The sequence below is a fragment of the Nonomuraea sp. NPDC003707 genome, from assembly GCF_053587055.1.
Map to the genome: position 1 here is coordinate 168,535 of NZ_JBSFNK010000029.1, position 11,440 is coordinate 179,974.

Here is an 11,440-nt window from a genome sequence, read left to right on the forward strand (position 1 = left end):
CTTACGTGGTACACAAACTCTGGACAACCTCGGGCCGGAGAACGGGATCGCCCCGCGAGGAGCGGCCTCGCGGGGCGACGGATGCCGGTGCGGCGGCAGACCTCCTACCCGTCGTCGTCATCCGGAGGGACCGGGGCGGGCGGGATCGCGGCCGGGGCCTGCGCCACCGTGGCGGCGGCGGCCGTACCGGTCGATGGGGCGGAGAGCGAGACCGAACCGATGAGCGCGGACGCCACCAGGGTGGCGGCGACGAGCAGGCGTTCGAGCATCAGAGATCACTCCGTGAGGTGATGAGCGCCCGGCTGATGCGGGCTGACGGAGCGTCGACATGGGGCTCCCGGGAAGCGCCAGTACGGCGCATGAAGCACTTCTCACGCTAGCGGGAGCGGCCCGCGGCGTCTCCCGGCAGGAGGCAAAGCCTTCCCCAGGCCCGAGCCCGCCCCAGTCCCCCGAGGACACCTCAGGGCGTCTCCTCGAGGAACCGTACGAGGTCCTTGCGCTCGTTCTTGCCGTTGAGGGTGAGAGGGAAGAAGGGCAGGACGCGGCAGATCGCGGGCACCTTCGCGGCCTCCAGGCGGTGCGCCAGCTCGCGCAGGACGACGTGGGGGGCGAGGTCGCCCTCGACGATGATCGCGAGATCGTGCCGTTCGCCGGGAGGCACCACCGCGGCGGCCCGGACGCCCGGGATGTCCATCGCGGCGGCCTCGATCTCGATGGTGCTCATCCGGGTGCCCTTGCGCTTGAACATGTCGTCGCGCCGGCCCTCGAAGTAGAGGTAGCCGTCCTCGTCGAGGAAACCGTAGTCGCCGGTGTGCAGGCGGGTCTCGCCGGTGGCCGCGTCGCGGCGGTAGACGCGGGCGGTCAGTTCGGGGGCGCGCCAGTATCCCGCCATCACGTTGGGCCCGGCCACCACGATCTCCCCGGTCTCACCGGCGGGCAGCGGAGTGCCGTCGTCGCCGAGGATCAGCACGCGGGTGCCGGGCAGGGGGCGGCCGACCGAGTCGGGGCGTTCCCGCTCCAGCTCCGGTTCCATGATGGTGACCCGTTTGCACTCGGTGACCCCGTACATCCGCACCACCCGGGCACCGGGGAAGCACTCGCGCAGGCCCTCGATGGTCGAGGCCGGCAGCGCGGCGCCGGTGCTGGTGAACATCCGCACGGTGGGCACGGAGCCGGGGGCCCGCCTGCCCAGGGTCGTGAGCATGGCACCCAGCGAGGGCACCATCGGCACGACGGTCGCGCCGCACTCCTGCAGCTGGCTCAGCAGCGCCAGGTCGGACCCTTCACCCGCCAGCACCAGCTCCGCGTGGCCGAGTGCGGACAGGAAGATCTGGTAGAGGCCGTAGTCGAAGGACATCGGCGACCGGCAGAAGACGACGTCCCCCGGACGGTAGCCGAGCACGGCGTTGATGGCCGACGCCGCGAACGTCACCTGCGCGTGCGGGCCCACCACCGCCTTGGGCGCCGCCGTGCTGCCGGAGGTGTACATCAGGACCGCGACGTCCTGCGGCCGGACCTCGGCCGGCCCGCCCGGGACGGGGCGTCCGGCGAACGCCTCCACCTCCCGCCAGAGCTCGTCGATCCCGTGGACGGGCACGGCGGCGGTCTCCCGCAGCGCCTCGCCGGCCCCGATGACCAGCTTGGGCTCGGAGTCCTCCATGACGGACCGCAGGTGGTACGCCTTCATCCCGGGGTTCAGGGGCACGAAGACGACACCGTGCCGCGACGCGCCGTAGAGGATGGGGACGGTCTCGCGCAGGTTGGGCAGCTGCACGATGATCCGGTCGCCGGGTTCGACGCCCGTGGCCGCCAGCCAGGCAGCGAAAGCGCGGCTGAGCTCGACGACCCGCCGATAGCTCCAGCCGCCCCGGGCGTCGCGCACCGCGATCCCGTCCGGATTCATGGCGGCCGCCTCGTCCAGCAGTTCGTGGATGAGCCGCGGCCGCGGAGAATACGCCGTGGAAATCAACCCGTTCAATATGTGCCTCCAGCCCCGAGCCGGGGAAAGGAATTCTCCGGCAGCCGGGACGCATCCGCGTGCAACCGGAAGCCGGCCAGGCCGATTCCGAAGCTACGCTCGGGCCCCGGCGAGCTGACCCCCTATACCACCCCTATCTAGGGGTCCTGGGGCCGCGTAGGCCCCCAGCAGCGGCGGATCCCGCCGGCCCTCCCGGCCCGCGACCGGGACGGCCAACTCACGCCATAGATGATCTTGGAATTCTGTGCAATGTTCACAACCTCGGGGGCAGGAGGACTGTTCACCTGCGAGGGTTTCCGGAGATTCCAGATGCGACAACGTCGCAAGAGGAGCGGTTGCGGCGGATTACCGCCGTCCTATTTGGTACGTTCCAGAAAACGGCCGCCCGAAAAGAGATGGGCTTCATCGCCCCAGTTGAGCACCGTTGCGGCGGAGAATCCTGCGGCCCTCGGTTTACGGCTATTGGCATTCCGGACTACAGTGATCCACGCCTGTCCGGTGCCGTGCCGTCAAGGCGGTCTTTCCTTGACTCGGACCGGCGTACAACATTACCGTGACGGTTTGGCGCCCGTTTGCGATTCGGTCGGGGTGCAAGGTCTGCCGGACGGTGTGTTTTCGCAGCACACCGGCTACGCAAGCCGCTGATACGCATGATGGAGACGTGGCCGCACATGTTACAGGAATTCACGGGCGCAGGCGAGAGCGCGAAAGGCGCTGTCGCACTCAATCTTTATCGGATTGTCAGTGAAATCGCGGTGAACCACGGGAAACCCGTCCCCGCGTCGCCGCCCCTGTTTTCCCTGCCGGGCGGCCGCGCCGCCGGATGGCGTTCTGCCACCCGGTCGTAGCGTGGCCGCGGGTCATCGACTTCAAAGGGGGCAGGGAATCCTTTCCGTTCTCACCCATGGCGACCGCCCGCCGGTGGACGCCGTCCAGCTACCGGACCACCGCCCCGGCTCGGCCGCCGGCGGTGGCGGCCTTGTCGTGCGCGCCGTCCGCTTCCCGCAAGCGGCGGACCGCACGCCGGGCGGTGCCCGCCCCGGCGGGGGTCCGGTCGTATCCCGCGACTCGAGCGCGGGCACCACGTCGCGCCTCGGACGTCCGTCACCCGGACCCGGCGGGCGGATCCTGACAGGCTCCGCCCTGGCTTCGAGCTGCGCGAACATCGAGCCGCCCCGGTCCGGGGCCGGCTCAAGCGAGGATCTGCGGTCGTGGCTCGGCAGACCGCCGTCACCCGCCGCCACGCCGAAGCACGGCCACCGTGCCGCCTCCGGGCGGCCGGCCACACCTTCACCGCCCGCGGGCGAGAGGGGCCGGGCGTCTTCCACGCCACGCCGAAAACCTCGGCTCGAACGTGACGAAGTCGGCAATCGAAGATCCCTGGACTGCTCCCGGTCCGCTTCCTGACCGAGCTTCCTCTACGACCAAACAGGTGAAGGAGAGTCGATGCAGTTCGCCGAACGCGAATCAGAAATCACCCTCCTCAATACCATGCTCGCGGAGAGTGAGCATGGTTGGGGAAGAATTGCGATGATAACCGGCCCTCCAGGGTTCGACAAGAGCCGGGTGCTGCACGCCTTCGCCGATTCGGCGGTGCGGTCGGGCGCCACTCATCTGAGCGCCATCTGCCTACGGAACGAGCAGAACATCTCACTGGGCGTCATCCATCAGGTTTCGCAGAGCCTGAGTGCCGCACTGGGCGAGATGCCCCCCGCGTTGAAACTTCTGCAGGAGGCCGTATTCAACGCCGGACCGCGCGGGATCCGGCCGGAAGACCTCAATTGGATCGGCGTCACGCACGGCCTGTGGGAGATCATCACCAACCACGCGCGGCGTGGCGCGGTATTGATAACCATCGAGGACGTGCAATACGCGGATTCGGTTTCGCTGGACATTCTCCTGCATTTCATAAACCGGCTCCATTCCGCGAACGTCTTCATGGTCTTCACGGTGAACGAAGGACCGGACGGGGTGCCGCTCAGGATTCAGAGCGATCTCATGCACCATCCGCAGTGCCGCCGCATCAAGGTGGCGCCGTACTCGTCGGGCACCATCTCCCGGATCGCGCAGGTCCGCCTCGGGACCGAGCCGGACGATCCGCTGGCGGAGGCGATCCACGAGGTCAGCGGCGGAAACGCCCTCCTGGTGCGCTCGCTGATCGAGGACCGGCAGAACGCGGGCGGCGACGGGACCGGCCTGGTGATCGACGACGGCTTCTCCGGATCCGTCCGTACGCTGCTGAACCGCATCGGCAGCACCCCCCTACGGGTCCTGCGCGCCGCCGCGGTGCTGGACGCGTCGGCCTCTCCCCCGCTGCTGGCCGAGATGCTGCACATCAAGCAGCCGGCCGTGGTCCGCACCCTGGAATGGCTGGCGGAGATCGGCCTGCTGGGCATGGACGGCTTCCGCCACCCCGCCGCCAGGGAGGCCGTCCTGGACTCCATGGAACCGGACCTCCTCAAAGAGCTTTACGCACGCGCCGCCCAGTTGCTGCACGCGACCGGCGTACAGCCCACCGTGATCGCCGACCACCTCGTCGCCGCCGGCGCCAAGCACGAGCCCTGGGCCCTGGACGTGCTGCGGGAGGCCGCCGACCAGGCGCTGGCCACCGACGAGTACGAGCTCGCCGTGCGGTATCTCCGGTACGCGGCGGACCTGTGCTCCGGGACCGACGAACGGATCCAGGTCACCCTGGCGCTGGCCAAGGCCACCTGGCGGATCAACCCCTCCACCGCCACCATGTACCTCCCCATGCTCGTGCAGGCCGCGCGGGACGGCCGGCTGCCTGCCAGGGACGTGCACTGGCTGCTCACGTGCATGCTCTGGCACGGCCAGTACGACGAGGCCGAGGAGATGTTCGCGCTGCTGGAGCAGGCCGAGCAGGGCGATGGCCAGGAGGCGGGCGGAGCCCACGCGTGGCGCCTCGCGGCCGACCACTGGCTGGCCGGCACCCACCCCCCGGTCCTGCACCGGTTGCGGGGGACGCACAAGCCCTCCCCCTTACGCGAGGGCAGCGAACGGCACCCGGCCCATTCGTACGCGCGGACGATCTCCGCGCTCGCCGCCAACCTGCGCGACGGCGAGACCGAGGCGGCCCTGCGGACGGCGGAGAAGGTCCTGCACTCCGTCCAGCTCGAAGGCTGCAACATCGAGCTGGTCGAGGCGGCCCTGTTCTGCTTCGTCTATTCGGACCGCACCCACGAGGCGGCCTCCCTCGTCGAGAACCTGTACGCGGTGGCGGAGCGGCGCAACTCGCCCACGTGGCTGAGCGTGCTCGCGGCCTTCCGCGCGCACATCGCCGAGCACAAGGGAGAGATGCTGGAGGCCGTCGAATGGGGCGAGCTCTCCCTGCGCACCCTGCCCCCCAGGAGCCTGGGCGTGCTCGCGGCGCTCCCGCTGGCCAGCCTCATCGAGGCCCACACCGAGATGGGCGAGTATCAGAAGGCCGAACAGTACCTCCGTCATCCCCTGCCTGAAACCGTTTACCAGACCCGGTACGGGCTGCACTACCTCTTCGCGCGGGGCCACTACAGAACGTCGGTCGGCCAGGCGCACGCGGGCCTCAGCGACTTCCTGAAGTGCGGCACGCTGATGCGGTCCTGGGAGGTCGACACGCCGCTGCTCGTCCCGTGGCGCCTCGGGGCGGCCGGGGTCTCGGTCGTGCTGAAGAACAACGCCCGCGCCCGGAAGTTCCTCGAGCTGCACCACGCCACGCCGCACGGCCACAGTCCCCGGATCCGGGGGTTCGCGCTGATGGTGCTGGCCTCGGCCGAGGAGGTCGGACGCCGGCCGCCGCTGCTGCGCAAGGCCGTCGACATGCTCCAGGACTCCGGCCACAAGATGGAGCTGGCGCACGCGCTGGCACGCCTCAGCCACTCCCTGGCCGCCCTGGGTGAGACGGACAAGGCCCGGCTCATCGGCCAGCAGGCGGACCGGGTCGGCCAGCGTTGCCATGCCGAGCCCCTGCGCAGGTCGGTGGCGAACGCCTTCGACAGCGAATTCGGCGCGATGGCCGCCGGGAACGACCAGAACGCCCTGAGTCCCGCCGAATATCGGGTCGCCTCGATGGCGGCGCTCGGCTACACGAACCGGGAGATCGCGACGAGAGCTCATATCACCATCAGTACGGTGGAGCAGCACCTCACGCGCATATATCGCAAACTCGGGGTGAATGGCCGGAACGACCTTCCGCGTCTGTTCTCGTCGAAAGAGCTCGGCTCGTCGAACGGAAACGTGCTCGTCGCGGAGAATTCCCGGCACCTTCCCGGCTCGGCGTCCGTGCCCGGGTGACGGCCGGTTTCATTCATCGAGCGGGATTTCCCATTCGGGTACGTCCCGTTTGCGGACGACGACGATGGCCCAGCCGACCTCCCCCCGGTCGATGGCGGACTGCACTTCTTCGCAGGACGCGGAGAAGGCGAGCATCTTGTCCCGGGCCTCGGCGTCGGCCATCTGTTCGGCCCGCGCCCGGGCCGCCTCCGCGTTTCCCTCGAACGTCCGCCTGAGGAAGCCGGTCACATTGACCACCGAACTGATTTCGAAGCCGGCCTCCGCCAGCGCGGAATGGTATTCGAGAAGCGTGTAGCCGTCGTTCCACCCGAACTTGTCGTAGACCTCGGTCCGGGTGCGCTCGCTGATCCTCGTCCGCGGCCGGTAGAAATCACTGAAGGCGAAGATGCCGCCGCTGCGCAGCACGCGGCGGATCTCCGCATAGCTGCGCGGCATGTCCGGCGCCTTGTGCAGCGCGCCGTGGCTGACGACGTGGCTGAAACTGCCGGGCTCGTACGGAAGTCCCAGCACCGAGGCCCGCCGGAAGCCGACGTCCAGCCGTTGCCGCTGGTTGGTGCACAGATCCTGGGCGAACCTGACGTACTCCTCGCTCTCGAAGATCCCCTCGCCTCGGCAGCCGAACCACTGGGCCAGGTAGACCAGCAGGCATTCGCAGTCGTCGCCCACCTCGAGCACCGTGCTCGAACCGTCGATCCCCGCCTCGGCGGCGAGAAACGCGGCGGTCTGCTCGACGGTCGTCCGATAGTCGTCCCGGCTGTTCTCCCGGAAATCGTCGGTCGGGTAGTCGGCCGCATGTGCCACGCCATAGCCCGTCAAATTCAAAAAGGTATGACTGCTCTGGTCGTACATGTCTCCGACTTCCCTCCGACAATAAGGGTGGCCCGCGGTCGCGGCACCGGACCGGTGCCTGCCGACGCGAACGCACCGAGGATCAATCGCGTTCGTCTCGCGAAGACTCTTGCCTATACCTCGAAGAGTGCCCGGATTCTCTCATGTACTCAATGGTGCTATCCCCCCTTTTCTGGTCCGGTCTTCCGTACATCGGCCCCACCTATTTACGCCGCGCCCCGGACGCATCACGAAGGATTTTGCGCCTCGCGCAACTTGATGAACGCGAGAATCCCCATTACTAGCATGATGACCGCGCCGGCGAAAGCGGCGATCTGCATTCCGTCTACATAGGCGTCGCGGGCCACGGAGGCCAGGGCCTCGCCCACCGCCCGAGGGAGCTCGGCGGCGACCGACAGCGCGCCACCGAGGGTCTCGTGCGCCACCGCGGCGGCGTCGGGCGGGACGCCGGGCGGCAGCTGCGCGGCGAGGGTGCTGCGGTAGACGGCCACCCCGATGCTGCCGAGGATGGCGGCTCCGAGCGCCTGCCCGAACTCGGTGGAGGACTCGAACAGCCCCGAGGCGGATCCCGCCTTCTCGGGCGGCGCCGTGGCGACCACCATGGTGGAGGCCAGTGCCTGCACCGATCCGATCCCCCAGCCCAGCAGGAACAGCCCGCTGAACAGCAGCGGCAGGTTGACGTCCGTGCTCAGCTGGGAGATCAGCAGGAAGCCGATCGCCCCGAAGACCATGCCGGAGCCCATGATGGTGCCGGGCCGGAACCATTTGGTGAGCGCCGCCCCGAGCACCGAACCGGCCGCCGAGCTGACGGCCGTCGGCACGGTCATCAGCCCGGCCACGATCGGCCGCATCCCGAGCACCGACATCAGGTATTGCGTGATGAAATAGAACGTCCCGACGAGGGCGAACACCGCGAGGGTGGCGGTGATCAGGGACACGGCGAACGCGTGCCGGCGGAAGAGCGCCAGGTCCAGCATGGGGTCGGGCAGCTTGCGCTGCCTCTGCAGGAACAGGGTCAGGAACAGCAGCCCGATCACGGCGCTGATCCACATCGTCACGGAGAAGTTCTGCTCGGCGACCATCTTCACCGCGTAGACGATCGGCAGGGCGGCGAGCAGCACGAGGACCGCGCTGAGGATGTCGAACTTCCCGGGGTTGGGGTCGCGGTATTCCGGCAGGAGCGGGCCGAGCGCGAGTAACAGGATCATGATCGGCACGCTGATCAGGAAGACCGCTCCCCACCAGAAGCTCTCCAGCAGCCACCCGCCGACGATCGGCCCGGCCACGCTGCCGAGGGTGAAGATCGCGGCCCAGATGGCGATGGCCATGTGGAGCTGGCGGCCGTCGGTGAACAGCACCCGGATGAGGGCGAGGGTCGGCGGCATCAGCGTCGCCGCCGCAGCCCCCTGCAGGCCACGCGCCACAATGAGCAGCTCGGCACTGGGCGCGTACGCCGCGATGGCCGACGTGAGGCCGAACACCACCGCGCCCACCAGGAGCAGCCGCCGGCGGCCGATCCGGTCACCCAGATTGCCCATCGGAATGAGCAGCCCGGCCAGCAAGAAGGCGTAGATGTCGACGATCCACAGCTGCTGTGTGCCGCTCGGTTCCAGCTCGGCGGTCAGTGACGGGAGCGCGAAGAACAGCACCGTCACCGTGATGGAGATGAGCAGTACGGGCAGCATGAGGATCGCCAGGCCGGTCCACTCCCGCCACCCCGCTTTGGCGCCTCTTTCGGCGATATCCATTCCCACCCCTCTCATACTGTGTACGTAACATTTACAGTACACCATATGTCAGCTTGCCAAAGGGCCTTGTCAAGTAAACATTGACTGCCACGACATGCTGGTGCTCCATGTCATGGCTGTTCACGATTACCTCCTGACTGGCGCACATTCTTGAAGGATATTTTCGTCACAACCACGCCACCTCTTTTTTCGTCACATCAGGCGCGTGATATAATTTCATCACAATGGAAGATCGTGATGAAATCAGGCGACCATGCTGACGTGTGTCCAGTGCGGGAAAGAGCTCACGGTGCCTCCCCGCGGGCGCAAGCCCCGCTACTGCTCGCGCTCGTGCCAGGCCCGCGCCTACCGGGCCCGCCTCGACGCGCGGACCGGCCAGGGAGCCTGGCGGGAGAAGAAGGACGAGCGGCCTTCGCCGCCCCGTCCCGCGCGGCCCGTCACCGGCGGGCGCGTCGATTCCCAGCGGACCGACGCCGGCCTGTCCCGCGAGCGGATCGTGTGGACCGCCATCCGGATCGCCAACGCCGAGGGCCTGGAGAGCATGTCGATGCGGCACGTCGCGAACGTGCTCGGCGTCAAGGTGATGTCGCTGTACAACTACATCGACGGGAAGGACGCGCTGATCGACCTCATGGTCGAGGCGGTGTTCAGCGAAAGCGGAGACACCGAGCCCCAAGCCTTCCGAGGCTGGCGGGCCGAGCTGGAGGCCGCGGCGCGGTGGGAGTGGGCGCTGTACTCGACGTACCCATGGGTCCTCGAGGTCATCGCGACGGTCCAGCCGCCGCTCGTCCCCAGCCTGCTCGCCCGCTTCGAACGCGGCCTGGGCGCGTTCGACGGCCTCGGCCTGGACCCCGTCATGACCCATCGGATCTATCTGGGCGTGAGCGGCATCGCACAGGGGCTCGCCCTGCTGCGGGTGAGCGAGATCGCCTCCGAACGGCGCGGCGGCGGGATCTCGCTCAGCCAGTGGCGATCGGTGAAGGTGCCCGCGATCCTCGAGGAACTGGGCGCCGACCGCTATCCGCGGCAGGCCGCGCTGCGCAACAGCCCGGAGGTCCTCACGGACCTGGAGGAGATCTTCGAGTTCAGCCTCCAGCGCCTGCTGGACGGCATCGCCCGGTTCCTGGAGGGGGAGTCGCCCGCTCCCCCTCACCGGTGGCCCCGCTCTGGTCAGCCCTCGGCCGAGGATCACTGACGGCGCTCCCCTCGGCATGTGCGTGGTTCGCCGCTCACGCGCCGTTCGAACGCCCGCCGGACGGCTTCAGCCATTCCTCGACGGCCTTCGCGATGGACCCCGCCTCGCCCTCCAGCATCGTGAGGTGGTCGCCGCGGACCTCGCACAGGTCGTGCTTCAGGTGCCAGGAAGCCCGCCAGTTGCCTTCCCTGGACCGCTCGCCGTCGGGCCCGGAGGGCAGGGGGGTGTCCGGTCTGAGGAAGAGCACGGGGGTTTCGATGTCCTCCACCACCGTCTCCCGGAAGAGCCGGTAGTAGCGCCCCATGGCCGTCATCCTCGTGTCACTGAAGGGCCCGTACACCTCCGCCCGGTCGAACATCCCCTCCAGCATCTGACCGCCGAGCTCGTCGATGACGTCGCTGTCCGGCAGGAACGTGTCCAGCAGGACGAGGCCCTCCGGGCGCACCCCGTTCCGCTCCAGATACGAGACGGCCGCGTGCGCGAAGTTGCCGCCGCCGCAGTAACCCATCACCACGAACGGGTCGTCGCCGGCCGCCTCCCGGATGGATTCCGCCCACATGCGCACCACGACGTCCGCGTTGTCCGGAAGGCTGTCGTCCGGGGCGTATCCGGGCACCTGGAGCGCGTACAGGTCGCGTACTCCCTGGAAGTGCACGGCCAGCCGGGCGAACTGGGCCGCGCCGCCCAGCGCCATCGGCGTGCTGAAGCAGAACAGCTTCGGCCGCGCCGGCCCCGAGGCCAGGGCCAGCGGCGGATACGCGCGGTCCAGCTCGTCCAGCGTCCGGAACACCGGCCGCAGCCGCGCCGCGGCCTCCAGCAGGTCCAGCCCCTCCTGCAGTTTCCCGGCGGGAGCCGCGGCGCGCACCAGCGAGCTGAGCGATCCGCCCCCGTCCGGCTCCGCCGGACCGGAGTCCCAGCCGGCGCCGTTGTCGATCGCGATCTCCTCCGCGAGGTGCCGGGCCAGCGCCGCGGCGGTGCCGTAGTCGAAGACCGCCGTCGCCGGCATCCGCACGCCGGTCGCCTTGTTCAGTACGTTGCGCAGCTCCATCGCGGTCAGCGAGTCGAAGCCCGCTTCGAGGAAGTTCTGCTCCGCCCGGATCGCCTCCGGCTCGCTGTAGCCGATCACCTTCGCCGCGCACTCGCGCACCATCAGGGTCAGCTCCTCGACCTGCTCGGCCGGCGACAGCCCGGCCAGCCGCCGCTGCACCACCGACCCGTCGGCCGCGGTCTGCCCGGCGTGGGCGGTGCGGCGGGCGGGGGCCCGGACGAGCCCGCGCAGGATGGGCGGGACGCCGTCGTGGCGGTTGCTGAGGGTGTGGGTGTTGATGGGGAGGGGGAGGAGGTGGGGTTGGGGTGTGGTGAGGGCGGTGTCGAGGAGTT

7 protein-coding genes and 1 pseudogene are annotated in these 11,440 nt (G+C 68.9%); 3 read left to right on the forward strand and 5 right to left on the reverse strand.

Translation table 11 applies throughout. From position 1 onward, the window contains the following. Positions 1–104 precede the first annotated feature (104 nt). A complete protein-coding gene (locus ACWDRB_RS48695; RefSeq protein WP_355212684.1) occupies positions 105–269 on the reverse strand; it encodes a hypothetical protein in 165 nt (54 codons plus the stop codon). Positions 270–460: 191 nt separating this feature from the next. After that, a complete protein-coding gene (locus ACWDRB_RS48700) occupies positions 461–1,969 on the reverse strand; it encodes an AMP-binding protein (protein ID WP_449906204.1) in 1,509 nt (502 codons plus the stop codon). A gap of 1,500 nt (positions 1,970–3,469) precedes the next feature. Here ACWDRB_RS48700 and ACWDRB_RS48705 point away from each other — a divergent pair. Further along, positions 3,470–3,862, forward strand: a pseudogene (locus ACWDRB_RS48705) (hypothetical protein); the annotation flags it as partial. Positions 3,863–3,928: 66 nt separating this feature from the next. Then, positions 3,929–6,268, forward strand: coding sequence for a LuxR C-terminal-related transcriptional regulator (locus ACWDRB_RS48710; RefSeq protein ID WP_449906218.1), 2,340 nt, complete (start codon positions 3,929–3,931; stop codon positions 6,266–6,268). Positions 6,269–6,277: 9 nt separating this feature from the next. On the opposite strand, the gene ACWDRB_RS48715 is transcribed toward ACWDRB_RS48710, so the two are convergent. Together ACWDRB_RS48715 and ACWDRB_RS48720 are read right to left on the reverse strand one after the other, a co-directional pair. Further along, entirely contained in the window at positions 6,278–7,117 is an 840-nt protein-coding gene (locus tag ACWDRB_RS48715) for a class I SAM-dependent methyltransferase (RefSeq protein ID WP_449906206.1), read from the reverse strand. Positions 7,118–7,344: 227 nt separating this feature from the next. Continuing rightward, complete coding sequence (locus ACWDRB_RS48720) at positions 7,345–8,865, reverse strand: MFS transporter (protein ID WP_449906209.1); 1,521 nt, start codon at positions 8,863–8,865, stop codon at positions 7,345–7,347. A gap of 289 nt (positions 8,866–9,154) precedes the next feature. On the opposite strand from ACWDRB_RS48720, the gene ACWDRB_RS48725 reads away from it, so the two are divergent. Then, positions 9,155–10,060, forward strand: a complete 906-nt coding sequence (locus tag ACWDRB_RS48725; RefSeq protein ID WP_449906212.1) for a TetR/AcrR family transcriptional regulator — start codon at positions 9,155–9,157, stop codon at positions 10,058–10,060. Between the two features lie 34 nt (positions 10,061–10,094). Here ACWDRB_RS48725 and ACWDRB_RS48730 read toward each other — a convergent pair. Beyond that, positions 10,095–11,440: thioesterase domain-containing protein (locus ACWDRB_RS48730; RefSeq protein ID WP_449906215.1), on the reverse strand; the 1,346-nt coding region annotated here is incomplete at its 5' end.